At 72.9% G+C, this 26,020-nt stretch carries 25 protein-coding genes and 1 pseudogene; 14 read left to right on the top strand and 12 right to left on the bottom strand.

Annotated features, from left to right (window positions below; genetic code table 11):
• Positions 1-46 precede the first annotated feature (46 nt).
• Positions 47-343 (top strand): annotated as a pseudogene (locus ACFW01_RS32150) (L-idonate 5-dehydrogenase); the annotation flags it as partial.
• Between the two features lie 83 nt (positions 344-426).
• Here ACFW01_RS32150 and ACFW01_RS32145 read toward each other — a convergent pair.
• Positions 427-1,965, bottom strand: a complete 1,539-nt coding sequence (locus tag ACFW01_RS32145) for an APC family permease (RefSeq protein ID WP_384509555.1) — start codon at positions 1,963-1,965, stop codon at positions 427-429.
• 36 nt (positions 1,966-2,001) lie between these two features.
• The gene (locus ACFW01_RS32140) at positions 2,002-2,952 is read right to left on the bottom strand and encodes a hypothetical protein (protein WP_384509552.1); all 951 of its coding nucleotides are present in this window, start codon (positions 2,950-2,952) and stop codon (positions 2,002-2,004) included.
• Between the two features lie 254 nt (positions 2,953-3,206).
• Here ACFW01_RS32140 and ACFW01_RS32135 point away from each other — a divergent pair, with 254 nt between their 5' ends.
• From ACFW01_RS32135 to ACFW01_RS32110, 6 genes are all read left to right on the top strand, one after another.
• On the top strand, positions 3,207-4,100 hold the full coding sequence (locus ACFW01_RS32135) for a DMT family transporter (RefSeq protein WP_234960854.1): 894 nt from the start codon (positions 3,207-3,209) through the stop codon (positions 4,098-4,100).
• Between the two features lie 24 nt (positions 4,101-4,124).
• Positions 4,125-4,658 (top strand): NUDIX hydrolase, encoded by a 534-nt coding sequence (locus tag ACFW01_RS32130; RefSeq protein ID WP_384509548.1) that lies wholly within the window; start codon positions 4,125-4,127, stop codon positions 4,656-4,658.
• Positions 4,659-4,876: 218 nt separating this feature from the next.
• Positions 4,877-5,269, top strand: coding sequence for a DUF202 domain-containing protein (locus ACFW01_RS32125; protein WP_234960823.1), 393 nt, complete (start codon positions 4,877-4,879; stop codon positions 5,267-5,269).
• 3 nt (positions 5,270-5,272) lie between these two features.
• Positions 5,273-5,584 (top strand): DUF202 domain-containing protein, encoded by a 312-nt coding sequence (locus tag ACFW01_RS32120; protein WP_234960822.1) that lies wholly within the window; start codon positions 5,273-5,275, stop codon positions 5,582-5,584.
• Positions 5,585-5,676: 92 nt separating this feature from the next.
• Positions 5,677-6,702: a phosphotransferase family protein gene (locus tag ACFW01_RS32115; protein WP_234960821.1), complete on the top strand. Its 1,026-nt coding sequence runs from the start codon at positions 5,677-5,679 to the stop codon at positions 6,700-6,702.
• A 7-nt stretch (positions 6,703-6,709) separates the two neighbouring features.
• Positions 6,710-7,924, top strand: a complete 1,215-nt coding sequence (locus ACFW01_RS32110; RefSeq protein ID WP_234960820.1) for an acyl-CoA dehydrogenase — start codon at positions 6,710-6,712, stop codon at positions 7,922-7,924.
• A 52-nt stretch (positions 7,925-7,976) separates the two neighbouring features.
• On the opposite strand, the gene ACFW01_RS32105 is transcribed toward ACFW01_RS32110, so the two are convergent.
• Genes ACFW01_RS32105 through ACFW01_RS32095 form a run of 3 tightly spaced genes read right to left on the bottom strand, consistent with a single transcriptional unit; the run spans position 7,977 to position 11,042 of the window.
• A complete protein-coding gene (locus ACFW01_RS32105) occupies positions 7,977-8,570 on the bottom strand; it encodes a TetR/AcrR family transcriptional regulator (protein WP_234960819.1) in 594 nt (197 codons plus the stop codon).
• A 34-nt stretch (positions 8,571-8,604) separates the two neighbouring features.
• Positions 8,605-10,275, bottom strand: a complete 1,671-nt coding sequence (locus tag ACFW01_RS32100; RefSeq protein ID WP_384509542.1) for a class I adenylate-forming enzyme family protein — start codon at positions 10,273-10,275, stop codon at positions 8,605-8,607.
• Complete coding sequence (locus ACFW01_RS32095) at positions 10,272-11,042, bottom strand: SDR family oxidoreductase (RefSeq protein WP_234960853.1); 771 nt, start codon at positions 11,040-11,042, stop codon at positions 10,272-10,274. The genes ACFW01_RS32100 and ACFW01_RS32095 overlap by 4 nt, the downstream gene beginning before the upstream one ends.
• 172 nt (positions 11,043-11,214) lie before the next feature.
• Between ACFW01_RS32095 and ACFW01_RS32090 the strand changes: the two genes are divergently transcribed.
• Positions 11,215-12,471 (top strand): DUF1343 domain-containing protein, encoded by a 1,257-nt coding sequence (locus ACFW01_RS32090; protein WP_234960817.1) that lies wholly within the window; start codon positions 11,215-11,217, stop codon positions 12,469-12,471.
• Between the two features lie 16 nt (positions 12,472-12,487).
• On the opposite strand, the gene ACFW01_RS32085 is transcribed toward ACFW01_RS32090, so the two are convergent.
• A complete protein-coding gene (locus ACFW01_RS32085) occupies positions 12,488-15,295 on the bottom strand; it encodes a penicillin acylase family protein (RefSeq protein WP_384509539.1) in 2,808 nt (935 codons plus the stop codon).
• Between the two features lie 222 nt (positions 15,296-15,517).
• Between ACFW01_RS32085 and ACFW01_RS32080 the strand changes: the two genes are divergently transcribed.
• Both ACFW01_RS32080 and ACFW01_RS32075 read left to right on the top strand, forming a co-directional pair.
• Positions 15,518-16,123: a hypothetical protein gene (locus ACFW01_RS32080; protein WP_234960815.1), complete on the top strand. Its 606-nt coding sequence runs from the start codon at positions 15,518-15,520 to the stop codon at positions 16,121-16,123.
• A gap of 89 nt (positions 16,124-16,212) precedes the next feature.
• Positions 16,213-16,950, top strand: a complete 738-nt coding sequence (locus tag ACFW01_RS32075; RefSeq protein WP_384509535.1) for a 3-keto-5-aminohexanoate cleavage protein — start codon at positions 16,213-16,215, stop codon at positions 16,948-16,950.
• 497 nt (positions 16,951-17,447) lie between these two features.
• Here the strand turns inward: ACFW01_RS32075 and soxR are convergent, their stop codons facing one another.
• Positions 17,448-17,957, bottom strand: a complete 510-nt coding sequence (soxR, locus tag ACFW01_RS32070; RefSeq protein WP_234960813.1) for a redox-sensitive transcriptional activator SoxR — start codon at positions 17,955-17,957, stop codon at positions 17,448-17,450.
• Positions 17,958-18,069: 112 nt separating this feature from the next.
• Here soxR and ACFW01_RS32065 point away from each other — a divergent pair, with 112 nt between their 5' ends.
• Positions 18,070-18,531, top strand: a complete 462-nt coding sequence (locus tag ACFW01_RS32065) for a MaoC family dehydratase (RefSeq protein WP_125495538.1) — start codon at positions 18,070-18,072, stop codon at positions 18,529-18,531.
• Here ACFW01_RS32065 and ACFW01_RS32060 read toward each other — a convergent pair.
• The 3 genes from ACFW01_RS32060 to ACFW01_RS32050 form a co-directional block, all read right to left on the bottom strand.
• Entirely contained in the window at positions 18,522-19,175 is a 654-nt protein-coding gene (locus tag ACFW01_RS32060) for a TetR family transcriptional regulator (RefSeq protein ID WP_384509532.1), read from the bottom strand. The genes ACFW01_RS32065 and ACFW01_RS32060 overlap by 10 nt on opposite strands.
• A 60-nt stretch (positions 19,176-19,235) precedes the next feature.
• On the bottom strand, positions 19,236-19,550 hold the full coding sequence (locus ACFW01_RS32055) for a YiaA/YiaB family inner membrane protein (protein WP_384509529.1): 315 nt from the start codon (positions 19,548-19,550) through the stop codon (positions 19,236-19,238).
• Between the two features lie 77 nt (positions 19,551-19,627).
• The gene (locus ACFW01_RS32050) at positions 19,628-20,779 is read right to left on the bottom strand and encodes an acyl-CoA dehydrogenase family protein (protein WP_384509526.1); all 1,152 of its coding nucleotides are present in this window, start codon (positions 20,777-20,779) and stop codon (positions 19,628-19,630) included.
• Between the two features lie 103 nt (positions 20,780-20,882).
• Here ACFW01_RS32050 and ACFW01_RS32045 point away from each other — a divergent pair, with 103 nt between their 5' ends.
• The 3 genes from ACFW01_RS32045 to ACFW01_RS32035 all read left to right on the top strand — a co-directional run bounded on the left by ACFW01_RS32045 (position 20,883) and on the right by ACFW01_RS32035 (position 23,323).
• Positions 20,883-21,524, top strand: a complete 642-nt coding sequence (locus tag ACFW01_RS32045; RefSeq protein WP_161330978.1) for a TetR/AcrR family transcriptional regulator — start codon at positions 20,883-20,885, stop codon at positions 21,522-21,524.
• Between the two features lie 46 nt (positions 21,525-21,570).
• Positions 21,571-22,284: an ArsR/SmtB family transcription factor gene (locus ACFW01_RS32040; RefSeq protein ID WP_384509522.1), complete on the top strand. Its 714-nt coding sequence runs from the start codon at positions 21,571-21,573 to the stop codon at positions 22,282-22,284.
• A gap of 70 nt (positions 22,285-22,354) precedes the next feature.
• A complete protein-coding gene (locus tag ACFW01_RS32035) occupies positions 22,355-23,323 on the top strand; it encodes a DMT family transporter (protein WP_234960808.1) in 969 nt (322 codons plus the stop codon).
• Here the strand turns inward: ACFW01_RS32035 and ACFW01_RS32030 are convergent.
• Both ACFW01_RS32030 and ACFW01_RS32025 read right to left on the bottom strand, forming a co-directional pair.
• Positions 23,315-24,640, bottom strand: coding sequence for an MFS transporter (locus ACFW01_RS32030; RefSeq protein ID WP_234960807.1), 1,326 nt, complete (start codon positions 24,638-24,640; stop codon positions 23,315-23,317). The two genes, ACFW01_RS32035 and ACFW01_RS32030, sit on opposite strands and share 9 nt — an antisense overlap.
• 265 nt (positions 24,641-24,905) lie before the next feature.
• Positions 24,906-26,003, bottom strand: a complete 1,098-nt coding sequence (locus ACFW01_RS32025; RefSeq protein WP_384509517.1) for a Zn-dependent alcohol dehydrogenase — start codon at positions 26,001-26,003, stop codon at positions 24,906-24,908.
• Between the last annotated feature and the right edge of the window lie 17 nt (positions 26,004-26,020).

Genomic DNA, 26,020 nt, shown 5'->3' with positions numbered 1-26,020 from the left:
CGACGGAGCCCTGGTCCTGCTGTTGTCCCTGGTCATTTAGGCGCACGCCGAGGTGGACGCGGCGATCGAGGCGTCCGGGGCGGCCGCGGTCCCGGACGCCCAGCCCGCGGCTGGTCCGGCGAGGCGGGGTGGTCGTCCGGCTCGGCATACTGCTGCCGGGCCGGAGCCCTTCCGCCGGCAACCTGGTGGTGAGCCGGGAGATCGAGCCGCGCGGGGCCTTCCGCTGCGACAATGCGTTCGAAGCGGCGCCGGACCTGCTCGCCGCCGGCCCGCGTTCGGCGCGGTGTTCCCGGTGCGCGACGCGGAGTCGGCGTCCGAACCGGCCGTGGACCGGAGCCGGTCCCGCGAGGGCGCTCCTTGGTTTCGTGACGGATCCCGGCGCTCCGAGGCCCCGGGATCCGCACGTCTCCTACGCCCTCCCCCGGATCAGGAGGACGCCGCCTTGTCCAGCTGGAACGCCTCGTTGCCCTGCCCGATGCGGGCGTGCCGCTCGGGCGCCCGTGAGCGGAGCAGCAGTCCCTGTACCACTCCGGCGACGGCCGCGAGGCCGATGATGCCGGGCAGCACCCAGCTCAGGGCGGAGTCGGGACCGGTGCCCACCAGGACGTCGAAGTCCTTGACCGTGTACCCGGCGATCACCAGCAGGGCGACGCCCGCGACGGCGGAGGTGGCCAGCCGCACGCCCTGCGCGCCGGCGGCTCCGCGGCGTACGAAGAAGGCCACCACGGAGAACGAGGCGGTGGCCATCAGCAGGATCACGCCGAGGGCGCCGATGTTGCCGCCCCAGGTGAACAGGTGCAGCACGGGCTGGGTGGGGTCGCCGTTCGGCTTGTCGTCGGCGAGCGCGAACCCGGCCACGACGACCAGGGACACGGCGGTCTGGAGCAGCGAGCCGGTGCCCGGGGCGCCGCTGGAGCCGCTGGTCCGCCCGAAGGCGGCGGGCAGCAGTCCTTCGCGGCCCATGGCGAAGGCGTACCGGGCGACGACGTTGTGGAAGCTGAGCAGGGCGGCGAACATGCCGGTCACGAAGAGCACGTGCAGCACGTCGGTGAAGGTGGAGCCGAGCCGCGACTCGGTCAGGAAGAAGAGCAGCCCGGCGCTCTGCTCCTGGGCGGTGCCGACGATCCTGTCCGGCCCGGTGGCGACGGTCAGCGCCCAGCTGCTGAGCGCGAAGAAGACCGCGACCCCACCGACCGCCAGGAACATGACACGCGGGACCAGCACGTGCGGCCGGCTGGTCTCCTCGGCGTACACGGGCGCCTGCTCGAAGCCGAGGAAGGCGGCGATGCAGAAGCACAGGGCGGTGCCGACCCCGGCGCCGGTCAGGGTGTCCGGCTTGAAGGCGTGCAGCGAGAGCCCCTGCGGTCCCGGGTCGGCGACGGCGGCGATGTCGAAGACGACCACCAGGACCACTTCGATGAGCAGCAGTACGCCGAGGACGCGCGCGTTGACGTCGATCTTCAGCCAGCCCAGCGTGCCGACCGCGAGCACGGCCAGCAGCGCCGGGATCCACCAGGCGACGTCCAGGTCGGCGTAGGTGGCCAGGAGCCCGGAGACCTCGAAGCCGAAGATGCCGTAGATGCCGACCTGGAGCGCGTTGTAGGCGACCAGCGCGACCAGGGCGGCACCCGCGCCGGCGGTGCCGCCGAGGCCGCGGGAGATGTACGCGTAGAAGGCGCCTGCGTTGTGGACGTGCCGGCTCATCTCGGCGTACCCGACGCTGAAGAGGATCAGCACCACGCCGAGCAGCACGAAGAGCAGCGGCTGTCCCACGATGCCCATCACGGCGAAGGTGGTGGGCATGACGCCCGCGACCACCATCAGCGGGGCCGTGGCGGCGAGCACGGACAGCAGCAGCCCGCCCGTGCCCAGCCGGTCGGCGCGCAGCGCGCGCTCCTCGCCCTTGAAGGTGCTGATGGCGCCACCGTTCGCGGTTCTGCTCGTGCTCGAACTGCCCGTGGTCATCGGGGGACGTCCTTCTCTCGTCTGCGGGGGTGGTGGTCAGGCCGTACCGAGCGCGCTCGCGCGGGCCGCGCGGAAGGCGGGTAACGGGTCGCGGTCGGGATACGACCAGGGGGCGGGCGTGACGTGCTCGCCGATGCGGTGGAACAGGGCGGCGGCCTCGGCGCCCCGGCCCTCGCAGCACTTCGCGTGGGCGAGGAAGTTGAGGTCGATCAGCCGGCGCGGATGATCGTCCTGCTCCCACTCGAGCCACCAGTCGAAGGCGGCCTTCATCACCAGGCGGGCGCGGCGCCCCACCCAGTGGCCGGCCGCGTGCGGTTCGCGGGGCTCGTGCCCGGCGGCGGCGAGCACGCGGTAGCGCTCGGCGTGCGCGACGACCGGGAGGATGGCCAACGGAGAGTCGGCGGGGGCCTGCTCGGCGGCCCAGTTGGCGAAGTCGTACACCTCGTGCAGCGGGTCAGGGCCGCCGTCGCCGCCGCGCTCGGCGAGCCGGGCGACCATCAGGTGGTGGGCGTGGTGGTGGTCGGCGTACCGCACGCGGACCTCGTCGAAGATCCGGACGACGTCCTCCTCGGCGCCCAGCGAGCGCTCCAGCATGAGGAGCCCGAGCCAGGGCGTGGGGTCGCCGGGCACGAGCGCGGCGGCGTCCCGGCAGGCGCCCCGGGCCCGGGCGGCCTTCTCCTTGCCCCGCAGGGCGCGATGGACCAGGGCGAGGGCGAGCAGCACCGACGCGTCGGCGGAGTCGGGTTCGGCGAGCAGCCACTCACGGGCCCAGGGGGCGCAGTGGGGCTCCTTGGCGAGGACGGCGACCCGATGTCCCCGGCGGTCCCAGTCGTCACCCGTGTGGACCAGCAGGGACCGGACGGACTGCCAGCGCCCCTGGGCCAACGCGGAGCGGACGGCTACGAGTTCGGCGTCGTCGAGGGCCTCGTCGAACGCCTGGGCCGCGCGTCTGCGGCCGCGGCCGAGGGAAGGCGGGGGTGGGGACACCGCGGGAAACTTCCTCACGCGACGCGGGGGGTCGTCGTAGCCGGACTGCCATGAACCGATCACGCACAGCAAACCGGCCGCCAAGGCTTGACGTCAAGAGGATTCCGTTCGTTACACGCGTCAACTCATCTGTGGTCAGGGCGACTTGACCGGACCCCACCCCGAATGCCGCACTCGCCCGGCGACCGGCTGCCGCCGGCACTAGAGTCGGCCCCGACGCACCCGTGACCCGGCTGACGATCGAGGTACGCAGCGTGTCGGTTCTGGTCGTGGTCCTCGCCGTGAGCGCCGCGTGCTGCCTCGGCTTCGGTTTCGTCCTCCAGCAGAACGCCGCGCAGCGCGCTCCGCTGGGCGACTTCCTCTCGCCCCGCCTGCTGCTCGACCTGGTCCGGGTACCTCGCTGGCTGGCGGGCACGGGGCTGACGGTGGCCGGCATGGTGCTGGGCGCGATCGCCCTGGGCGGCGGCGAACTCACCCTGGTCGAACCCCTCCTGGCGACCAACCTCCTCTTCGCCCTCGCGCTGTCCCGCCTCCAGACCCGGCAGCCGCTGGGCCCGCAGGGCTGGGCCGGCCTGGCGCTGCTCGCGGGCGGGGTGACGGCGTTCATCCTGGCGGGCGAGCCACGCGGCGGCAGTGCGGTGAGCGACCCACTGCGGCACTGGCTGATCATCGGCGTGATGCTGGGCGCGGCCCTCGTGCTCACGGCGTGCGCCGGACGCTTCCGGCTGACCTGGGGCCCGACCCTGCTGGCCCTGGCCGCCGGGCTGCTCTACGGGGTGCAGGACGCGCTGACGCGGGTCAGCGGACGCCGCTTCTCCGCGGGCGGCCTCGCGGAGCTGCTGACGGGCTGGCAGCCGTACGTGGTCGTGGTCCTCGGCGTCACCGGCCTGGTCCTGGTCCAGAGCGCCTTCGAGACGGCGCCGCTGCGCAGGTCGCTGCCCGCGCTGACGGCCGCCCAGCCGCTCGCGGGCATCGCCTGCGGGGTCGGTTTCCTCGGCGACCGGCTGCGCACCGACACCGCGGCGCTGGCGTGGGAGGCGGGCGGCCTCGCGTCGGTGGTGGCCGGCATCGTGCTGCTGGGCATGCACCCGGCGATGCCGCAGGGGACGGGTGAGAGCGGGCGCGAACGGGCCCTGCAGCGGCGCTGACCCGCCACTGCTTGGATGGTCGGCATGAGCGCTGCTGACGAGATCCTCGACATCGTCGACGAGCACGACCACGTCGTCGGAGAGGCCCGGCGGGGCGACGCGTACGCACGTGGGCTGCGCCACCGCTGCGTGTTCGTGTGGGTGAGGGACGCGGAGGGCCGGGTCTTCGTCCACCGGCGCACGGCGACGAAGCTGGTGTTCCCCTCCCGGTACGACATGTTCGTCGGCGGGGTGGTGGGTGCGGGCGAGTCCTACGACGACGCGGCGCTGCGGGAGGCGGAGGAGGAGCTGGGGGTCACCGGGCTGCCGCGCCCCGACTTCCTCTTCAAGTTCCTGTACGACGACGGCGCCGGGCGGACCTGGTGGTCGGCGGTGTACGAGGTGCGCTGCGAGCGCCCGGTTTCACCGCAGGTGGAGGAGGTGGCCTGGCACGGGTTCCTGCCGGAGGCGGAGCTGGAACGGCGGATCGGGGAGTGGGAGTGGGTGCCGGACGGCTTGTCGGCGTACACGCGGCTGCGGGCCCGGCGGGGCCACGGGGGCGAGCCGACGGGACCTTGACCGGCACCCGGCGTGGGTGCGGGCGCGGGGGTGGGTGACGCGGGCCGGCGCTGGCGGGGTGCCGCTGCGCCCGCCCGCCCCCCACTCTCGGCTTCGCTCGAGCGGGGGGACCCCCATCGCCCCAGCGGCACGACTGCCCGCAGCTGGGAGGAGAGAAGGGAGAGCCGCGTCCCACCCGCGCAGGCCGCCGCAGGCACCCCGGCAGATAAAGTCCCCACGTGATCGAATTCGTGCGGAACGCCCGGCTCTGGTTCGCGCCCGGGGAGGTCAAGGGGGAGGGCCGTACGCCCGACTACCGCTTCTCGCTCGCGAACGAGCGCACCTTCCTGGCCTGGCTGCGCACCGCCATGGCCCTGATCGGCGGCGGTTTCGCGGTGGACCAGTTCCTGCCCGACCTCCGCTGGGGGTGGCGCGTCGGCCTCGCGCTCGCGCTGCTCGCCGCCGGTGCGCTGTGCTCGCTGCGCGCCGTGAACCACTGGGTGCGCTGCGAACGCGCCATGCGCCGCGGCGAGGACCTCCCCGCCTCCCGCTTCCCGGCCCTGCTCAGCCTGGTCGTCGCGGTCGTCGCCGTGGCGATGGTCGTCGTGGTCCTCGTCGGCTGGGAGGGCTGACCGGTGAGCACGGACCGCGACCCCGGGCTCCAGCCCGAGCGCACCCGGCTGGCCTGGCGCCGCACCACCCTCTCCGGCACCGTCGTCGCCGTACTCGCCGCGAAGACCGCGCTGCACGGCGGCGTGACACCCCCGTCCGTCCTGGCCGCCACCCTGTGCTGCGTCCTGTGGCTGGCCTTCCTCCGGATCGCCCACGGCCGCATCACCACCCTCGCCTCGACGCACCGCCCCCGGGCCCTCACCCCACCGCACGCGACGGCGGCAGCCCTGTGCACGGTCGTCATCGCCGTCTGCGGCGCGCTCCTCGTCCTCTGAGGCACCGATCACGTTCCGTCCGCCCACTGGACGGCATACCGACCGGTCGGCATCATGAGACACGTACTGTTCACCTGCCGCAGGGAGCGACGATGACCCCCGACCACCCGCCCGGACTCGATCTCGACCGGTTGCGCGAGCTGCTCGACCGCGAGCGGCCCGGCCTGGTGACCGGCCCGCTGTCCGGCCGGCTGATCGAGGGCGGACGCTCGAACCTCACCTACGCCGTCACGGACGGCACCGCCCGCTGGGTCGTCAGACGCCCCCCGCTCGGCCACGTCCTCGCCACCGCGCACGACATGAAGCGCGAGCACCGCGTCATCAGCGCCCTGCACCCCACGAACGTACCGGTCCCCCGGCCCCTGCTCCTCTGCGAGGACGAGGACGTCGTCGGGGCGCCCTTCTACGTCATGGAGTTCGTCGAGGGCACCCCGTACCGCACCGCCGACCAGCTCGCCCCCCTCGGCCCCGAGCGCACCCGCGCCGCCGTGCTGAACCTGGTGGACACCCTCGTCGAGCTGCACGCGGTGGACCCCGCCGAGGTCGGCCTCGGGGACTTCGGCCGCCCGGAGGGGTTCCTGGACCGCCAGCTCCGCCGCTGGGCCAAGCAGCTCGACGCCTCGCGCAACCGCGACCTGACCGGCATCGACGAACTGCACGCCACGCTCGGCCGGGAACTCCCCCGCTCCCCCGCCGCGACGGTCGTCCACGGCGACTACCGCCTGGACAACGTCCTGATCGGCGGCGAGAACGACGAGATCAACGCGATCCTCGACTGGGAGATGTCGACCCTCGGCGACCCGCTCACCGACCTCGGCCTGCTGGTGATGTACAGCAGCCCGCTCGGCATGCCGGACTCCCCCGTCTCCACCACGGCCCAGGCCCCCGGCCATCCCGCCCCCGCCGAGCTGGTCCAGCGGTACGCCGACCGCTCGGGCCGCGACGTGGGCGCCGTCGCCTGGTACACGGCGTTCGCCTGGTTCAAGCTCGCCGTGATCCTGGAGGGCATCCACTACCGCTACACGCTGGGCCGCACGGTCGGCCCCGGCTTCGACCGCATCGGCGACCTCGTCCCCGTCTTCATCGAGCACGGCCTGACCACCCTTCAGAAGGGCTGACCCCGCCATGGACTTCGCGTACGACGCACGCACCGAGGAACTCCGCGCCAGGCTGCTCGCCTTCATGGACGAGCACGTCCACCCCGCCGAGCAGGTGGCCCACGAGCAGCGCGCCCGCCTCGCCTCCCCCTGGGACACCCCGCAGGTCGTGGAGGACCTGAAGGCCGAGGCCCGCCGCCGGGGGCTGTGGAACCTCTTCCTCCCCGACGCCGAGTACGGCGCGGGCCTGACGAACCTCCAGTACGCCCCGCTCGCCGAGATCACCGGCCGCAGCCCGCATCTGGCGCCCACGGCGACGAACTGCGCGGCCCCGGACACCGGGAACATGGAGGTGCTGGCCCAGTTCGCCGACGAGGCGCAGAAGAAGCAGTGGCTCCAGCCCCTGCTGGCCGGCGAGATCCGTTCCGCGTTCGCGATGACCGAGCCGGACGTGGCCTCCTCGGACGCCACGAACATCACCACGCACATCGAGCGGGACGGCGACGAGTACGTCATCACGGGCCGCAAGTGGTACATCTCCGGGGCGATGAACCCGGACTGCCAGATCTTCATCGTGATGGGCAAGACCGACCCGGACGGCGCGGACATCCGCCGCCAGCAGTCCATGGTCCTGGTCCCGCGCGACACGCCCGGAGTGAGTGTCGACCGGGCCATGCAGGTCTTCGGCTACGAGGACCACTACCACGGCGGCCACGCCGAGGTGACCTTCGACCACGCGCGCGTGCCGGTGTCGAACCTGATCGGTGAGGAGGGCGGCGGCTTCGCCATCGCCCAGGCCCGCCTCGGCCCCGGCCGCATCCACCACTGCATGCGGCTCATCGGGATGGCCGAGCGCGCGATCGAGCTGATGTGCCGCCGCGCGGTGTCCCGCGAGGCGTTCGGCAAGCCGCTGGCCCAGCAGGGCGTGGTCCACAACTGGATCGCCGACGCCCGGGTCACCGTCGAGCAGTTGCGGCTGCTGGTGCTGAAGACCGCCTGGCTGATGGACACCGTCGGCAACCGGGGCGCGCACACCGAGATCCAGGCCATCAAGATCGCCACGCCGCGCGCGGTGGTCGACATCATCGACCGGGCCATCCAGTTGCACGGCGCGGGCGGCGTGAGCCAGGACTTCCCGCTGGCGGAGCTGTACGCGGGCGCCAGGACGCTGATGATCGCCGACGGGCCGGACGAGGTGCACCAGCGCTCGCTGGCCCGCCGGGAGATCAAGAAGTACCTCTGAACGAGGCCGGCCGGGCGAGGAGGCGCCCCCGGGAACCCCGGGGGCCGTCACCTCACGGGCGCAGTGCCCGCAGCAGCAGGTCGGCGAGGTGGTCGGCGACCTCCTGCGGGCCCAGCGGGCCGTCGGGGCGGTACCAGGTCGACAGGTGGTGGACGGAACCGAAGTGGTAGTCCACCACCAGGTCCGCCGGGGTCTCCTTGGTGAAGACCCCGGCCCGCTGGCCCTCCTCGATGAGCGCGCGGAAGCGCTCGTGGTAGCGGCGCCGCTCCGCCCGCACCTGCTTGTTCTTGTCGGGGCTCAGCTGGTGCATGGAGCGGAAGAAGATCGACGCGTCGTCGAGGTTGTCGATGGTGGTGACGACGACGTCGGCCGCCGCGTCCCGCACCCGCTTCTCGACCGGCTCGTCGGATTCCGCGAAGGCGTCGAGGCGCTCCTGCTGGAGGCGCAGCACGCGCGCGTAGACCTCGTGCAGGAGGTCGTCCTTGGAGCCGAAGTAGTGGTACAGCGCTCCCTTGGTGACGCCCGCCGCCTCCACGATCTCCTGTACCGAGGTGCGGTCGTAGCCCTGCTCCGCGAAGAGCCGGGTGGCGGCGGCCAGGAGCCGCTGCGGCACCGGAGTGCCGTCCCCGTCCGTGGTCCTGGGCACTGCCGTCACCTGCCTTTCGTTCAACTGTCGGTCTTCACTGTCCGTCGTCGTGCTTACGGGAACGCAGTTCCCGACGGAGGATCTTCCCACTCGCCGTCTTCGGCAGGTCGGGCAGGATCTCCACCTGACGCGGGTATTTGTAGGCGGCCAGTCTCTCCTCGCAGTACGCGGCGAGTGCGTCCGGGGCCGTGTCGGCACCCGGACGGAGGCTGATGTACGCCTTGACCGTCTCCCCCCGGTACCCGTCGGGTACGCCGACGACGGCGGCCTCGCGCACCGCCGGATGGGTGTAGAGCACGTCCTCGACCTCGCGCGGCCAGACCTTGAACCCGGAGGCGTTGATCATGTCCTTCTTGCGGTCGACGACGTAGAGCCACCCCTGGGCGTCCATGAAGCCGATGTCGCCGGTGCGCAGCTCGCCGCCGGGGAAGGTCTCGGCGGTGGCGTCCGGGCGCCGCCAGTAGCCGGGGACGACCTGCGGCCCGCCGACGACGATCTCGCCGTGTTCCCCGAGGGACACCTCGGTGCCCAGCTCGTCGACGACGCGGACGACGGTGTCGGGGCCCGGCACGCCGACCGCGAGGGTCCCGGAGGCGGGGTCCACCGGGGCCTCCAGGTGCGGCGGGACCGAGGCGCACGGCGCGGTGCACTCGGTGAGTCCGTAGCCGTTGCGGATGTACGGCCCGAAGCCCGCGCGGAACTTCTCCACGAGGGCCGGCGGCAGCGGGGCGCCGCCGGAGGAGATGTTCACGAAGGAGGCGAAGTGCTCGCGGGTGACGGACGGCTGGGCGGCCAGCGCCATGAAGGCGGTGGACGGGCCGACCGTGTAGTGCGGCCGGTGCTCGGCGAACGCGTCCAGCACGGCGCCCGGCTCGAAGCGGTACGCCAGCACCAGCGTGCCCGCGCTGTTCAGACAGGCGCCGAACTCGCAGACCATGCCGGTGATGTGGAACAGCGGTGCCAGCGCGAAGTAGACCGGCGCGTCGGGCAGTCCGAGCCCGGTGCGCTGGCGCTCCGCGTTGTACATGATGTTGCGGTGGGTGTTGGTGGCGCCCTTGGGGGTGCCGCTGGTGCCCGAGGTGTAGCTGATGAGCGCGGTGCCGTGCGGCGCCGGGTCGCGTCCCTCGGGCGCCGGGTGGCCGGCGCGGGCGGCGGCGGTGAGGTCGTCGGCGTCGTCGGTGTCCGGCAGCCGTTCGAAGGTGAGCACGCGCGCGTCCCCGCGGGTCTGGAAGTCCAGCTCGCACCCCGTGAGCACGATCCGCACCGGCGAGCCGGCCGCCGTGTCGCGCAGGTACGACTCCCAGGCCCGGTCGGAGCAGACCAGCGCGGCCGCCTCGGCGTCCCGCAGGACGTGGCCGACCTCCCCCGACTTGTACATCGGGTTGACCGGCACCACGACCGCGCCCGCCTTCCAGGCGCCCAGGACGGCGAGCACGAAGTGCGGGGAGTTCTGCAGCACGACCGCCACCCGGTCGCCGCGCGCCAGGCCGCGCGCGGCGAGGTGCCCGGCGACGGAGTCGCTCAGCCGGTCCACCTCGCGGTAGGTGAGGCGGCCGTCGAAGTAGGCGAGGAAGACGCGGTCGGGGGTCTCGGCGGCGACCCGGCGCAGGGCGTGCACCAGGGAGGCGTCGGGGTCGAGCGGGGCCTTCTGGGCGTCGGTCAGCAGGTCGAGCCAGGGCTTGGCGGCGTAGGGGGAGCCGGTCATCGGGCGTTCCCCTCCTCCCACTGCCGCTGGAGCCGGTTCATGCCGCGCACCCAGCGCTCGGGGTCGGCGGCGCGGGCCTGGTAGTACTCGGCGACCTCCGGGTGCGGCAGGATCAGGAAGCGGTCCTCCTCGATGCCCTTGAAGAGGGCGTCGGCCACGTCCTGCGGCTCGATCGCGGTGGGCTGGAGCACCAGGTCGCCCGCGCTGCCGCTCGCGGTGAGCATGTCGGTGCGCACGCCCTGCGGACAGATGGCGTGGACCTTGATCCCGCGGTGGCGGTACGTCAGGGACAGCCACTCGGCGAAGGCGTGGGCGCCGTGCTTGGTGACGCTGTAGGGGGCGGCGCCGATCATGGTGAGCAGTCCGGCGGCCGACACGGTGGAGACGAAACGGCCGCTGCCGCGCTCCAGCCAGTCCGGGATCAGCTCGTGGGCCGCGCGGACGTGGGCCATCACGTTGACGTCCCAGGCGAGCGCCCAGACGGCCTCCTCGGCCGCCTCGGTCCCTCCGGAGCCGACACCCGCGTTGGCGCAGTACACGTCGACCGTGCCACCCAGCGCCGCGCGGGCCTCGCCGACGATCGCGGACGCGTCACCGGGCACCGCGATGCCGCCGATCTCGTCGGCCACGGCCCCGGCCCGGTCGGCGTCGAGGTCGTTGACGACGACGCGGGCGCCCTCGGCGGCGAAGCGGCGGGCCAGCGCGGCGCCGATGCCGCCTCCAGCCCCGGTGACGACGACTCCGGCATCCTGCACGGCTTCCACGATCGGTCTCCTTCGACGCGGCTCGGGCACGGCTGACTCCCCGTTGCAGCGTCAGACTAACCAGTCGGTATGTACGACGGAAGAGGCGAAGCGCGGTCTACTCCATTCCGTGCGACCCACGGTGCGGGTTAGCGTGCGTGCGCATGACACCCGCCGCGATCACGGAGGTCACCGCATGACGCTGTCCAGACGGAATCTGCTCGCCACGACGGCCGCGGTGGCGGCCGGCACCACGGCGGCGGCCGCAGGCCCGGCCCAGGCGGCGCCCGGGGGCCACGGCGGCCGCCGGCTGCGCACCGGCTTCGAGCGCCTCGCCGACGGCGGCTACGCCGTGCTCGACGGCCAGAAGGCCGGCGTGGTCACCAATCCGACCGGCATCACCCGGGACGTCCGCCACGTCGTCGACGTCATGCACGCCGACGACCGGGTGAACCTCACCGCCGTGTTCGGCCCCGAGCACGGCTTCCGCGGCACCGCGCAGGCGGGCGGCTCCGAAGGCCGCTACGACGACCCGGCGACCGGCCTGCCGGTCTACGACACGTACCTCAAGAGCGGACAGCCGCTCGCGGACGTCTTCACGGCGTCCGGCGTGGACACCGTCGTCTTCGACATCCAGGACGCCGGCGCGCGCTTCTACACGTACATCTGGACGCTGTTCGACTGCATGGAGGCCGCGCGGCTCGCGGGGAAGCGGTTCGTCGTACTGGACCGGCCCAACCCGGTGACCGGGCGGGCGGCCCTCGGGCCGGTCCTGCACAAGGAGTTCGCCACCTTCGTCGGGCGGCAGCCGATCTCGCAGGCGCACGGCATGACGGTCGCCGAACTGGCGCACCTCTTCAACCACGAGTTCCTGCCGTCGCCGGTCCCGCTGGAGACCGTGACGATGACGGGCTGGCGGCGCTCGGAGTTCTACGACGCCTCGGGGCTGCCGTGGGTGCCGCCGAGCCCGAACATGCCGACACCCGAGACGGCCCTGGTCTACTCGGGCACCTGCCTGTTCGAGGGCACGAACCTGTCGGAGGGGCGCGGCACCACCCGCCCGTTCGAACTGCTCGGCGCCGAGGGGATCGACGGCGGCTGGGCCGCCGCCGTCAACGGACTGGACCTGCCCGGCGTGCGCTTCCGGGAGGCGTACTTCGCGCCGACCTTCTCCAAGTTCCAGGGGAAGACCGTCGGGGGCGTCCAGCTCCATGTCCACGACCGGGACGCCTTCGACCCGGTGCGCACCGGAATCGCCCTCCTGGTGACCGCCAGGCGGACCTGGGACGGTTTCGCCTGGCGGCCGGACAACTGGATCGACAAGCTCACCGGGTCCACGCAGGTGCGCACGATGATCGACGCGGGCGCGGACACCGACGAGGTGGTGGACGGCTGGGAGAGGGAACTGGCGGCGTTCCGAAGGACGCGCCGCCAGTACCTGATCTACCGCTGACCCGGGGACCGGCCGGTCACCGGTGGCTCGTGAACTCCACGACCTGCTGGTAGGTCGGCCGGTTCTGCCAGCTGATTCCTCCGTGCTTGATGCCGCCCAGGGTGCGGTGGACGACGGAGTCGGCGCACCACTGGTCGCCCGCCGAGCAGGTGTCGTCGCCGGGATAGACCTGGGCGGCCGTGCGGCCGGACGCCTCCTTCAGGGTGGCGACCAGGGTGTCCCGGCAGGCGGCGAGGTCGCCGCCGCCGCAGTACTCCCGCGCGAGCGGCCCCTGGACGGACTCGCCGAGCACCGCCCTGATGTCCTTGTCGACATAGCTCCACCAGCCGTACTGGAAGGCGCTGCCGGCGTGGGCGCCGGTGGGGCCGTGGGCGGCGGACGGGGACTCGTCGACGGGCAGGTTGGCGGCGAAGGCGGTGTACAGGTCGCTGCCGAGGCCGGGTTCGAACTCGGCCTTCACCAGGAGCGGCCACCAGGCGTCCAGGGTGCGGATCGCGTCGGCGTGGGCGTACTGCTTCGAGCCGGCCGAGGTCTCCGTGCGCAGCCCGCCCGCCGCGCGCCAGGCCTTGAGCCGGTCGACGGCCGCCCGGACGTCCGGGTCGGTGACCGGCGCGGAGTCGATCACCTTCAGCAGGTCGGGCAGCACGTCCTCGGCCCGCAGGTCGGCGAGGCCCGCCTCGGCCATGGCCCGTACCAGTGCGGCGCGGGTGACGCCGCCCTCGGCGACCAGTTTCCCGACGCGGTCGTCGAGGAGGTTGCCGCGGTGGACGGAGCCGTTGCCCCATGAGGACGCCGGGTAGTCCTTGGCCTGTTTGTTGTTCCAGGAGATGTAGTAGTCCTGGTCGACCGACTGCGGGTGGGCGGCCGCCTCGGTGTACCGGGCGGTGTTGTCGTCCGCGTCCCAGCCCTGCCACTCGTACGGTTGCCGCGCCCAGACCGGGAACTCCGCGTCGACGCCGTTCGCCCGGACCGGGTTGTCGCCGCTGTTGTAGTACGCGGTGTGCTCGGAGTCGGCGTAGAACCAGTTGAAGGTGTAGTTGATGTGCTGGACGGCGCTCCGGAAGCGCTCGGGGCTGTCCAGGTAGTCCGGGTCGTTGAGCATCTGGAAGCCGATGATCGAGTCGGCCTCGTGCAGGTAGGAGGAGCGCAGGGTCGTGTAGGCGACCTTCTTGCCGCCGACGGTGGCGCGGTATTCGACCGGGCCGTACTTGGTGCGCCAGACGCGCATCGTGTAGGAGCCCGCCTTGGTGCCGTCGGCGACGGTCGGCTTCCAGGCGTTCTTGCGCTCGATCTTCTCCATCGGGGTGCAGGTACCGCGGTAGAGGTAGTGGTAGTCGTCCTGGCAGAGTTCGACGGCGTAGGTGTCGATGATGTCCTGGCCCGAGGTGGTCGCGCTCCACGCGTAGTCCTGGCCGCGGCCGAGTTCGACGTACATGCTCAGGCCCGCGAAGGAGGCGCCGCGGGCGCTCAGGCCCGGGCCCTGGATCTCCTGGAGCATGAGGAGCTGGGGCGCGAAGTAGCCGGTCTGCGGTCCGAAGACGGCGACCGGGTGGCCGCTGGCGGTGTGTTCGCCGCTGACGACGAGGGCGTTGGACATGCCGCGCCGCGCCGACGTCACGGCCGCGTCGGCCGCCTTGGTGGAGGCGCCGGTCGCCGTGGCCGTGGACGCGCTGCCGGTGCGGTCGTGGATCAGGGGTTCCGCCTCGACCGAGCCGGCGTCGGGCAGGGCGCGGCCCTGCGGGTCGTCGGGCCTCGGCAGATAGGGGAAGCTGCCGTCCTGCTGGGTGAGGACGGCCTCGGGGTCGTTGCGCTGGCGGAAGGACTCCCAGACCTCGGTGCCCTCGGCCACGCCGTACTTCTCCTGGGCGGCGAGCAGGGAGCGCGCGTTGCCGACCTCGCCGCCGCCTCCGGCGCCGAAGAGGGAGCCGATGACCGAGGCCAGCGCGATCAGGTCGGTGCGCTTGAAGTGCTCGATGGTGCCGGCGTTGGTGATGGCGTTCTTGTGGCCGGTCAGGACGTACTCGCCGGGGAAGTAGCGGCCCCGGTCGGAGCGGTCGATGTAGGCGTTGATGCCGGCGACGTAGGCGTCCACGTCGGCCAGGGCCAGCTCGCCGCGTTCGCCGGCCTTGGCGGCGGCGCTCTCGATCTGCGCCTCCAGGTCGGCCTCGGTGTACGGGGCGCTGCGCCAGAACTGCTGTTCCAGGCCCTGGTTGGCGGGGGCGCCGCCGGCGAAGGGGGTCAACTGGCCGCGTCCGACGTGCCGGAAGAGGTCCATCAGCCACAGCCGGTCCTGGGCCGCGGCGTAGCCGGCGCCGAACTCGGTGCCGTAGCGGGTGGTGCCGGTGATGTGCGGCACACCGGTCTTCTTGTCGCGGACGATGGTCACGTCGTCGCGGCCCGCGGGGCGGATGGTGGAGGCGACCTGGCCGGCGGGGACGCCGAAGGAGGCGTCGTTGAAGAAGTCGTCGATCTTGTCGTTGGTGAGGGCGGAGTAGCCCGTGGCGAGGCCGGCGTACGGGCCGAGCTGGTCCTCCGCGTGGGCGGGCTGGGTGCCGAATGCCTGGTTGAGGAGGATCTGGGCGAGAGTGGCGTTGCCGTTCTGGCCGGGCGGGAGGATGTCGGAACACTGCCCTCCGCAGTGATCCTGGGCCGTCGCTTCGGCGGTCGCGGCTTCGGCGGATTCCGTGTCGGCGGCCATTGCCGGGGAAAGCGGCGACAAGAGGCCGGCGATGAGGGCGCATACGGAAGCGCCCTTCAGGAACCCGTGGAGTCCGCGGGGAGTTCTCAGTCTGTCGAGGGCGTCGCGTGGGGTGCGTCGTGGCATGGCAGCTCCTCCCGACGGGGGTGTGGCGGGACGTTACCGCCGGTATCCCCGAGTTGGAAGATGAACATGCGTCACTTTTTTCCAGGGGGTGGATCGGCTGATGGGGGGCATCGGAAATCGGATGGAGCCGAATCGGTTGTCGATACGTCTATTCGGCGACGTCCGTACGACGACGCCGAAGTGACCCGAGTACAGGTGCAGGTGTGACGGAGGTGCAGGGCGATGGCCGGTTTCCGAAGTCTGGCGAGACAGGTCCGCGATCCACGGTGCGACCTGGCGCTGCGGCGCTATTCGCTGCGCAAGTGCCTTGAACGATTTGCCCCTTATGGGCACAGGGCCACCTGGGACCATCTCTGCTCCAGGGCAGGGTTCGGTCCCGAGGACCGCTCCCCGGACCCGGTGCGGCTCGTGGCCGCACTGGAGGAGCTGGAGGAGGCGCGTTCCGTGTGGCTGGCCTATGAGGTCGAGTTCGCCGAGCGGCGCAGGAAGGAGAAGCACGACGGGCTGCGCAGGCCGGGCAGCGTGGACGACTGGCACCGGCTGACCTGGGGCGGTTTCGGTGTCGCCTGGTGCGACGACCCCCGGGTGCATCCCGACTGGCCGCTGGCGGAAGTACTGCGCCGGCTGATCTCGGCGCTGGAGCGGGAACCGGGCTCCGTCTGCCCGGTGTGCGACGGGGAACGCCTCGTCTGGACCTACGACCTCGACCACGAACCCTCGACGGGGCCCGTCTGCGCGGAGTGCGGGATCCTCGTACCGCGGCCGGTCCTCACCCCCGACGCGCTCGCGGAGGCCCGGCGGGGGCGACGGCTGCTGATGTCGGCGTAGCCGGACTCGCGGGGGTGTGCCGGGGAGGCCGCACCCCCGACGACCGGCGGCCGACGGGTGTTGTCAGTGGGGCGCGGCACCATGGGGGGATGGTGCAACTGTGTGCGAACGGGGGCCGGGAGGCCGCCGACGGGGCGGTGGTGCCGCTGTCTCCGGAGGCGCTCGCGGACTCCGTGGCGGGAGCGGTCGCCGCCGGGGCGACGGATGTCCACGTCCACCCGAAGACACCCTGTGGCCGGGACACGTTGTCGCCGCGCGCGCTCGCGGCCACCCTGGAGGCGGTGCGCGCGCGGGTGCCGGCCTCGGTTCCGCTCGGCGTCACCACGGGCGCCTGGGCGGAACCCGATCCGGCCGCCCGGGTGGCGCGGATACGGAGCTGGACGGTGCTGCCCGACCACGCGTCGGTCAACTGGCACGAGCCGGGCGCCGAGAAGACCGCGGCCGCGCTGATGGAGCGCGGGGTGGGCGTGGAGGCCGGCATCTGGTCGGGCACGGACGGGGCGGCACACTTCCTGCGCTCACCGCTGGGACCGAAGGTGTTGCGGGTCCTGGCCGAGGTCACGGACACCGGCCCGGCGACCGCGCGTGACACGGCGCGGGCCCTGCTGTCCACGCTGGGCACGGCCCACGGCCTCCCGATCCTGCTGCACGGCGAGGACGCGGGCACCTGGCCGGTACTCCGCCTCGCCGGCCACCTGGGCCTGCCGACCCGGATCGGCCTGGAGGACACCCTGTCGCTGCCGGACGGCAGCCGTGCCGCCTCCAACGCCGCACTGGTGAGGGCGGGGCTCAAGGAGTGGGCCTCGGCACGGCGGGGCGGGGTGTGACCACCACGCCGGGGCGGCGGCGATGAGGCCGATCGCGCACGTGGAGCCGGCGCCTTCGGGCGACGGACGCCTCCAGCCACCAAGGCGGGGCCGCTGGACCGGCCCCGCGACCGGCCCCAATGACGCGCGCGCCGGAACGGGGTGCGACCGCACCGCGCCCGGCCACCAACCCCGCCGGAACGGCGAGATGATCGTCCGGCACCCGCAGCGCCACGCCCGTACGCGCCACCACACGCGCCCACCAACACCCGCGCCCGCCGCCGGAACAGCGAGGAGGTCGTCCGGTCACGGCGGCGCGGCCACGGAACACCCCCCGCGCACACGGGACGCCAGAACCCGGCGGCGCCACGACCGTGCGCGCCACCACACGCGCCCACCCACACCCGCGCCCGCCCCCACCGGGACCGCGAGGTGATCGTCCGGTCCCCGGAGGGGCGGCGGAACGTCGCCGCGGAAGCGGGTGTCGGGAGCCGGGCGGGGTAGGTCGGGGGGGCGGGTCAGTCGCAGTTGGCCGAGGTCGGGGCGCAGTTCCCGCCGGCCGGGTGCGGGGACTTGCGCTCCACCAGGAGGCGGGAACCCGCTCGGGTTTCTCCGAACGCGTCGTCCGGGTTGGACAGGACGCAGGTGTCCAGGGACAGGCAGCCGCAGCCGATGCAGTCGGTGAGGTGGTCGCGCAACCGGTTGAGCTGTTTGATGCGCTCGTCCAGTTCGGAGCGCCAGGACGCCGAGAGCCGGGCCCAGTCGTCCCGGGTGGGGGTGCGGCCCTCGGGCAGCTCCGAGAGCGCCTCGCGGATCGTGGCGAGGGGGATGCCGACCCGCTGGGCCGCCCGTACGAAGGCGACGCGGCGCAGCGCGTCACGGCTGAAGCGGCGCTGGTTGCCCGAGGTGCGGCGACTGCTGATCAGGCCCTTGGACTCGTAGAAGTGCAGGGCGGAGACGGCGGCACCACTGCGCGCGGCGAGCTGGCCGACGGTGAGCTCATGGATCTTCTCGGGAATCTGAGGCACCCCTCGAACCCTACCCACCCGCTTCCTCACCCGTCCGGTCCGTTGACAGGGGCTCTCCGGGCGACCATGCTAAGCAGTCGCTTAGAGTCGCGTCACACGGGAGGCCGGGAGCATGGCAGAGCCGAGGATCTTCACATCCGTCGACGAGGTGAAGGCGGCGGTGGGCGAGCAGCTGGGACACACCGACTGGCTGGAGGTCGACCAGAAGCGGATCGACCTGTTCGCCGAGGCCACCGGCGACCACCAGTGGATCCACGTCGACCCGGAGAAGGCCGCCGCGGGCCCCTTCGGCACCACCATCGCGCACGGCTATCTGACCCTGTCGCTGCTCCCGCTGTTCGGGCCGCAGCTGATCAGGGTCGAGGGCGTGAAGATGGGCGTCAACTACGGCACCAACAAGGTCCGTTTCCCCTCTCCCGTCCCGGTCGGCTCGCGCCTGCGCGCCACGGCGACGATCACCGGCGTCGAGGACGTCACGGGCGGGATCCAGGTGTCCGTCGCCTTCACGGTGGAACGCGAGGGCGGCGACAAGCCGGTCTGCGTCGCCGAGTCCGTCTCCCGCTACTACGTCTGAGCGGACCGGTCGGGGCCGGACGACCCGGCCCCGACCATCCGCAGCACGAGGTCGGCGTAGAGCGCGCCGACCTCGTCGGGCGTCCGGGCGCCGTTCACGTTGAACCAGCGGGCCACGTCGATGCAGAGCGACAGCACGGCGAGCGTGGTGCCCTTGACGTCCGGCACGTCGAACTCGCCCGTCGCCACGCCGTCGTCGATGATGCCGCGCACCGCCGCGTCGCACTGCCGACGGAGCGTGAGGATCTCCTCCCGGGCCTCGGGACCGAGCGCGTCCAGCTCGTACTGCACGACCCGCGCGGTCGTGCGCCGGCCGGCGTGCCAGCGGACGAAGGAGCTCACGGCGTCGGCGAGCCGTTCGGTCGCACTGCCGTCGCCCTGGGCCGCGGAGCGCAGGATGGCCACCGCCCGGGTGTGACCGATGCGGCTGATGCGGTGCAGCAGCTCTTCCTTGGTCTTGTAGTGGATGTAGAGCGCGGCCGGGCTCATGCCGGCCCGCCCGGCGATGTCGCGGGTCGTGGTCGCGTGGTACCCGCGTTCGGCGAACGCCTCCACGGCGGCGACCAGGAGCCGCCGGGCCGCGTCAGGCGTGACCTCTTCCCACGGCTCGGTGTCGCCGCCCGTCGTCTCGGCCGCCGTACTCATCGCTTGTTCGCCCCTCTCGGTGACAGGAGCACCACCATACCGCCGATACTGAGCGGGCGCTTAGGCGCGCTGTCCGGGGGCGGATCCGCCCGGCTTGTGGAAGGGGTCGTGCTCCACAAGGATCTTGTCCAGCCGCGCCTGGTCCACACGGCTCACGATCTGCCCCACCTCCTGACGGTCCCGGATGATCTTGGCCAGCGTGAAGGCCGAGGTGACGAGGTACAGGACGGCGATGGCCAGGAAGGCACGCACCCAGGCGTCGGCCTGGAGCTGGTAGATGCCGATGGCGGTGGCGGCCATGGCGACCGAGAACGACGCGACGGCCTGCCCGTAGAAGGCCGCCGTGTTCTGCTGCTTGACCGGTGTGTCACTCATGGGCACAAGGATCGGCGGATGTGGTCCGGGCCACATCCGCCGCCGTACTCAGTCGGGGTACTCAGAACCCCCGGCCCTCAGAAGGCCGAAACCCCGGTCAGCGCCCGCCCGATGACCAGTTTCTGGATCTGGCTGGTGCCCTCGTACAGCGTCATCACACGGGCGTCGCGCAGCAGTTTGCCGGCCGGGTACTCGTCGATGTAGCCGTAGCCGCCGAAGACCTGGAGGGCGTTGTTGGCGGCTCGGACGGCCGCCTCCGAGGCGAACAGCTTGGCCTTGGAGGACTCGACGGTGAAGGGCTGCCCGCGGTCGATCAGGTCGGCGACCCGCCAGGTCAGCAGCCGGGCCGCGTCCACGTCGAGGGCGATGTCGCTGATCAGCTCCTGCACCAGCTGGTGGTGGGCGATGGTCTTCCCGAACTGCTCGCGCTCGCCGGCGTACCGCACGGCCGCGTCCAGCGCGGCCTGGGCTATGCCGACGCAGCCGGCCGCGACCGACATCCGCCCCTTGGCGAGCGCGGACATGGCGACCGAGAAGCCCTTGCCCTCGGGTGCGAGCATCGCGGAGGCCGGGACCCGGACGTCCTCCAGGACCAGTTCGGCGGTGGCCTGGCCGCGCAGCCCGAGCTTGCCGTGGACGGTGCGCCGGGTCAGGCCGGGGGTGTCGGTGGGCACCAGGAAGGCGGAGACGCCCTTGTGGCCCGGGGCGTCGGTGGAACGGGCGAAGAGCAGGACGACGTCGGCCCAGGTGCCGTTGGTGATGAACATCTTGGTGCCGTTGATGACGTAGTCGTCGCCGTCGCGCACCGCCCGGGTGGCGAGGTTCCCCGCGTCCGAGCCGGTGCCGGGCTCGGTGAGGCCGAAGCAGCCGACGTACGCGCCGGAGGTGAGCCCCGGCAGCCAGCGCCGCTTCTGCTCCTCGTCGCCCCAGGCGGCGATGGTCTTGGCGACCAGGCCGAGGGAGACGGACACGATGCCGCGCACGGAGCTGTCGCCGCGCCCCAGCTCCTCCGTGACCAGGCAGTACGCGAGGTGGTCGCCGCCGGAGCCGCCGTACTCCTCGTCGACGGTGAGCCCGAGGAAGCCGACCTCGCCGAGCTTCTTCACGACGGACCGGTCCACCTCCTCGGCGCGGTCCCAGGCGACGACGTGCGGGGCGATCTCGCGCTCCACGAAGTCCCGCGCGAGCCGCCGCACGGCGCTCTGCTCCTCGCTGAGCTCCAGATTCATGCCGAGTCACCCCACAGAAGACGGTCCTTGACCGGTGGACTTTGAAAGCCGGACTTTTAAATTAGCACTGCTAGTTTAAGTCCGCAGCCCTACTATGTGCGCCATGGCCCGACCGCGCAAGCCCCTGCTCAGCACCGACCGGATCGTCGAGAAAGCCCGCGCTCTGGTGGACGCGGAGGGCCTGGCGGCCGTCTCCACCCGCCGGCTCGCCGCGGAGCTGGGCGTCAGCGGGCCCTCGCTCTACAACCACTTCCGCACCAAGGACGAGATCCTGGAGGCCGTCGCCGACTCGGTGAGCGCGCAGGTGGACCTGTCGATGTTCGAGGACGGCCGGGAGTGGCGGACCGCGCTGCACGACTGGGCCGTCTCCTACCGGGCGGCCCTGCGCGACCACCCCAACATCGTCCCGGTACTGGCGCACGGCCCCGGCCGCCGTCCGGCCGGGCTGCACCTCGCGGACGCCGTCTACGGCGCGATGGTCGCGGCCGGCTGGCCCCCGGCCCAGGCCACGTCCATCGGCGCGCTGATGCGGTACTTCATCATGGGCTCCGCGCTCGGTTCCTTCGCCGGTGGCTTCGTCGACGACGCCGGCGCCTACGACCCCGCCGCCTACCCGCACCTCCAGCAGGCCCACCTCCTCGCCGAGCAGCAGGAGAAGATCGACGAGCGGGCCTTCGAGACCGGGCTGACGGCCCTGCTGGACGGACTGACCCAGCAGTACGCGCAGGTGGCGCGAGGCGTCTGAGGACAGTTCGGCACCCGCCGAACCATGCGTGGCGCATCCTGGACGCATGACCGAGAGGGACGCCGAGGCGCCCGGCCTCGCGCGGCTGGCCGGGCTGATCGCGGACGAGACGCGCGCCGCCTGTCTGCTGGCACTGCTGGACGGACGGGCCTGGACCGCCGGTGAGCTGGCCCGGCACGCGGGCGTCGCCGCGTCCACGGCGAGCGAACACCTGGGCAAGCTCGTCGCGGGCGGGCTGCTCACCGAGGAGCGCCAGGGACGGCACCGGTACGTCCGGCTGGCCGACGAGCGGGTCGCGCAGCTGGTCGAGGACCTGGCGGCACAGGTCGCACCGGAGGCCGCCGCCCGGCGTCCACGCACCCTGCGGGCGGCGGGCGCCGGGTCGGCGATGGCCCGGGGGCGCACCTGCTACGACCATCTCGCCGGGCGGCTCGCCATCGCGGTGACCGACGCCCTCACCGGGCGCGGGCTGCTGCGCCAGGACACCGGATTCGCGCTCACCGACGCGGGGCTCGGCTGGTTCGCCGCGGCCGGGATTCCGCTGACGGCCACGGGCCGCCGTCCGCTGGCGCGAGCCTGCCTCGACTGGACCGAACGCCGTCCGCATCTCGCGGGCGTGGCGGGCGCGGCCCTGTGCAGGCACGCCCTGGACACCGGCTGGTGCGTGCGCATCGGCTCGGAGCGGGCGGTGAAGGTCACGCCGACGGGCGAGGCGGCGCTCCTGGAGCTGCTGGGCATCGATCCGGTGGCGCTGCGCTGAGCCGCGCTCCACCGCCTCCCCGTCCGGAATCCGCGAGACCACGAAGCCGTCGCGTCCTAACGTCTGGAGCATGATGAGCACCGCCCGCACGTCCCCCTCCGCGCCCTCCCGCCGTCCGCAGCTGCTCGCGGCCGGCGCGGCCACCGTGACCGTCGTCCTGTGGGCCTCCGCCTTCGTCTCCATCCGCAGCGCCGGCGAGTCCTACTCGCCGGGCGCGCTGGCCCTCGGGCGGCTGCTGTCCGGCGCCGTGACCCTCGCCCTGATCTGCCTGGTGCGGCGGGAAGGGCTGCCGCCCCGGCCGGCCTGGCGGGGGATCGCGATATCGGGGCTGCTGTGGTTCGGCTTCTACATGGTGGCCCTGAACTGGGGCGAGCAGCAGGTGGACGCCGGTACGGCCGCGCTGGTGGTGAACGTCGGCCCGATCCTCATCGCGCTGCTCGGCGCCCGCCTGCTCGGGGACGCGCTGCCGCCGCGGCTGCTGGCGGGGATGGCGGTGTCGTTCGCCGGTGCGGTGACCGTGGGCCTGTCGATGTCCGGCGAGGGCGGTTCCTCGCTGTTCGGGGTGGTGCTGTGCCTGCTGGCCGCGGTGGCGTACGCGGGAGGGGTGGTCGCGCAGAAGCCCGCGCTGGGGCACGCCGGCGCGCTCCAGGTGACGACGTTCGGCTGCCTGGTCGGTGCGGTGCTCTGCCTGCCGTTCGCGGGGCAGCTGGTGCACGAGGCGGCCGACGCGCCCGCCTCCGCGACGCTGAACATGGTGTACCTGGGCGTGTTCCCGACCGCGCTGGCGTTCACGACCTGGGCCTACGCGCTGGCCCGGACGACCGCCGGGCGCATGGGCGCCACCACGTACGCCGTGCCCGCCCTGGTGGTCCTGATGTCGTGGCTGGCGCTCGGTGAGGTGCCGGGGCTGCTCACCCTGGCGGGCGGCGCGCTCTGCCTGGCGGGTGTGGCGGTGTCGCGGTCCCGGAGGCGGGCGCGGGCCGCGGCCCCGGACGAGCTGGTGGGGTCGCGGCCCGAAGGTGCCTCGCGGTCAGCGTGAACGCGCCCTGTCGGCCAACACCTTGATGGACACCAGGGCGATCACCGAGAGGGCGATGATGTAGCCGGAGACGGCCATCGAGGTGCCCGTGGCCTCCAGGAGCAGCACCATGACGAAGGGCGCGAGCCCGCCCCCGCCGACGGCGGCGATCTGGTAGCCGAGGGAGGCGCCGGTGTAGCGCATCTCCGGCGTGAACAGCTCGGCGAAGAGGGCGGCCTGGGGGCCGTACATGACGCTGAGGAAGCAGCTGGCGACGAAGGTGCCGACCGCCAGCCACACCAGTGAGCCGGTGTCGATGAGCAGGAACAGCGGGACGGCCCACACGGCGATGCCGACCGCGCCGACGGTGTAGACCCTGATGCGGCCGAACTTGTCGGACAGGGCGGCGGCGCCCGGGATCAGCACCAGCTGGGTGAGGCTGACGCAGAGCGAGACGGCGAGCACCGCGCCGTGGTCCATGTCCAGTTCGCGCGTCGTGTAGTCGAGGACGCCGGTGATGAGGATGTAGAACGTCGCGGTGTTCACGGCGAAGGAGCCGCCGGCCAGCAGGACCGTGCCGAGGTGACCGCGCACGATGGTGCGCAGCGGCGAGGTCTGCTCACCCTGCTCCTTCTCGGCCAGCGCCCGCTCGGCCTCCCGGAACTCCGGGGTCTCCTCGACGCGGGTGTGGATGTACCAGGCGAGCCCCAGGACGAGCAGGCCGACCACGAACGGCACCCGCCAGCCCCAGGACTCGAAGGCCGACTCGGAGGTGAACGCCCCGGCCAGCAGGAAGACGGAGTTGGCGGTGACCACGCCGATGGGGACGCCGAGCTGGACGACGCTGCCGTAGATGCCGCGCTTGCCCTCCGGGGCGTACTCGGTGGCCAGCAGCATCGCGCCGCCCCACTGGGCGCCGACGGCCACGCCCTGGGCGATGCGGAGCAGGACGAGCAGGATGGGGGCGGCGACGCCGATGGTCTCGTAGGTGGGCAGCAGGCCGATGCCCGTGGTGGCCACACCCATCAGGGTGAGCGCGAGGACCAGCATCGGCTTGCGGCCCTTCTTGTCGCCGAGCTGGCCGGCGACGATGCCGCCGATCGGGCGGGCGAGGAAGCCGACCGCGAAGGTGGCGAAGGCGGCCAGGACGCCGGCGGTGGAGCTGCCGGCCGGGAAGTACAGGTCGCCCAGGACGAGGGCGGCGGCGATGCCGAAGACGAAGTAGTCGTACCACTCGACGGCCGACGCGAGGGCCGCGGCGGTGGCGACGCGGCGGCGGTTGGGGACGGCGGCCCGGGCGGTGGCGTCGAGGGGCTGAGCGGAGGGGGTGGTGTCCATACGGGCACGCTCCGGTGAGTGCGGGGGGGGAGTGGGGCGTGGGGGAACGCGGGGGGAAGCGGGTGGGGAGGGGACGTTGGGGAAACGTTTCGGGGAACGTACTGACCGGACGGTATGCGGTCAACAGTCGTGCCGGATGTTTGTCGCACCGCGATCGTGGCGCTACGCAGGGACGCGCGGCGCGCGCGGGCACGCGGAACGGGGCGCCGGGGAGGACCCGGCACCCTCGTTGACCGCCTTGCGCGGTGCGGTGCGGTGCGGCGGCCTAGAACACCACCAGCGCCCGGCCGCCCTTGCCCGCCAGCATGTTCTCGAACGCCGCCGGGATGCCGTCCAGCGCGATGCGTTCCGTGACCAGGGCGCCGAGGTCGAGGCGTCCGGCCCGGACGTGTTCGGCGAGGACGGGGAGGTCGCGGGCGGGGTCGGCGTTGCCGTAGACGCAGCCGGACAGGGTGCGGCCCCAGTGGAAGATCTCCAGGGCGTTGAAGGTGACCTGCTGGTCCTTGCCGCCGATGCCGACGACCGTGGTGCGCCCGCCGCGCCGGGTGGATTCCCAGGCGGTGCGGATGGTGGTCGCGCGGCCGACGCACTCGACGGCGACGTCGACGCCCTGCTTGCCGGTGAGGGCGCGGATCTCGCGGGCGGTGGTGTCGGAGGCGATCAGGTAGTCGGTGGCGCCGGCCGCGCGGGCCAGCTCCTCCTTCTCCGGGGACACGTCGACGGCGACGATCTTCGACGCGCCCGCGATCCGGGCCGACTGGAGGGCGGCGAGTCCCACTCCCCCGGCGCCGAAGACCGCGACGGTCTCGCCCTCGCGGACCTTCGCCGAGTGGTGGACGGCGCCGTAGCCGGTGAGGACGGCGCAGCCGAGCAGCGCCGCGTCGGTGAGCGGGATGCCGTCCGGGGCGGGCAGCACGCAGCCGGCGTCCACCACCGTCTCCTCGGCGAACGCGGCGACGTTCAGACCGGGGTGCAGGTCGGTGCCGTCGTCGGCGCGGCGGGCGTGCACGTGCGCGGCGCCGGCCAGGGCGTTCGCGCACAGCCAGATCTCGCCGAGCGCGCAGGCGTGGCAGGCGCCGCAGGACGGGGCCCAGTTGAGGACCACGGCGTCGCCGGGCGCGACGTGGGTGACGTCCTCGCCGACGGACAGGACGGTGCCGGCGCCCTCGTGGCCGAGGACCGCGGGGAGCGGCAGGCGCATGGTGCCGTTGGACAGGGAGAGGTCGGAGTGGCAGACCCCGGCGGCGGCGAGCCGCACCCGTACCCGGCCGGGGCCCGGTGCGGGGAGTTCGATCCCGGTGACCTCCAGCGGGGCTCCTACGGCGGGTACGACGGCGGCACGGACAGCGGTACGGACGGCCATGGCGTGGGCAACTCCCC

This window comes from Streptomyces sp. NPDC058985 (assembly GCF_042740985.1).
In the GTDB taxonomy this organism is placed as follows: domain Bacteria; phylum Actinomycetota; class Actinomycetes; order Streptomycetales; family Streptomycetaceae; genus Streptomyces.
The sequence above is the reverse complement of the archived record's forward strand: the minus strand, read 5'-3'. Positions and strand labels throughout refer to the sequence as shown.

Coding starts and splice junctions, on each gene's coding strand:
- ACFW01_RS32065 (WP_125495538.1), top strand. CDS start 18,070: ATGGCAGAGCCGAGGATCTTCACATCCGTCGACGAGGTGAAGGCGGCG.
- ACFW01_RS32030 (WP_234960807.1), bottom strand. CDS start 24,640: ATGGACACCACCCCCTCCGCTCAGCCCCTCGACGCCACCGCCCGGGCC.
- ACFW01_RS32090 (WP_234960817.1), top strand. CDS start 11,215: ATGACGCTGTCCAGACGGAATCTGCTCGCCACGACGGCCGCGGTGGCG.
- ACFW01_RS32055 (WP_384509529.1), bottom strand. CDS start 19,550: ATGAGTGACACACCGGTCAAGCAGCAGAACACGGCGGCCTTCTACGGG.
- ACFW01_RS32080 (WP_234960815.1), top strand. CDS start 15,518: ATGGCCGGTTTCCGAAGTCTGGCGAGACAGGTCCGCGATCCACGGTGC.
- ACFW01_RS32130 (WP_384509548.1), top strand. CDS start 4,125: ATGAGCGCTGCTGACGAGATCCTCGACATCGTCGACGAGCACGACCAC.
- ACFW01_RS32115 (WP_234960821.1), top strand. CDS start 5,677: ATGACCCCCGACCACCCGCCCGGACTCGATCTCGACCGGTTGCGCGAG.
- ACFW01_RS32040 (WP_384509522.1), top strand. CDS start 21,571: ATGACCGAGAGGGACGCCGAGGCGCCCGGCCTCGCGCGGCTGGCCGGG.
- ACFW01_RS32075 (WP_384509535.1), top strand. CDS start 16,213: ATGGTGCAACTGTGTGCGAACGGGGGCCGGGAGGCCGCCGACGGGGCG.
- ACFW01_RS32085 (WP_384509539.1), bottom strand. CDS start 15,295: ATGCCACGACGCACCCCACGCGACGCCCTCGACAGACTGAGAACTCCC.
- ACFW01_RS32035 (WP_234960808.1), top strand. CDS start 22,355: ATGATGAGCACCGCCCGCACGTCCCCCTCCGCGCCCTCCCGCCGTCCG.
- ACFW01_RS32045 (WP_161330978.1), top strand. CDS start 20,883: ATGGCCCGACCGCGCAAGCCCCTGCTCAGCACCGACCGGATCGTCGAG.
- ACFW01_RS32025 (WP_384509517.1), bottom strand. CDS start 26,003: ATGGCCGTCCGTACCGCTGTCCGTGCCGCCGTCGTACCCGCCGTAGGA.
- ACFW01_RS32145 (WP_384509555.1), bottom strand. CDS start 1,965: ATGACCACGGGCAGTTCGAGCACGAGCAGAACCGCGAACGGTGGCGCC.
- ACFW01_RS32050 (WP_384509526.1), bottom strand. CDS start 20,779: ATGAATCTGGAGCTCAGCGAGGAGCAGAGCGCCGTGCGGCGGCTCGCG.
- ACFW01_RS32110 (WP_234960820.1), top strand. CDS start 6,710: ATGGACTTCGCGTACGACGCACGCACCGAGGAACTCCGCGCCAGGCTG.
- ACFW01_RS32100 (WP_384509542.1), bottom strand. CDS start 10,275: ATGACCGGCTCCCCCTACGCCGCCAAGCCCTGGCTCGACCTGCTGACC.
- ACFW01_RS32060 (WP_384509532.1), bottom strand. CDS start 19,175: ATGAGTACGGCGGCCGAGACGACGGGCGGCGACACCGAGCCGTGGGAA.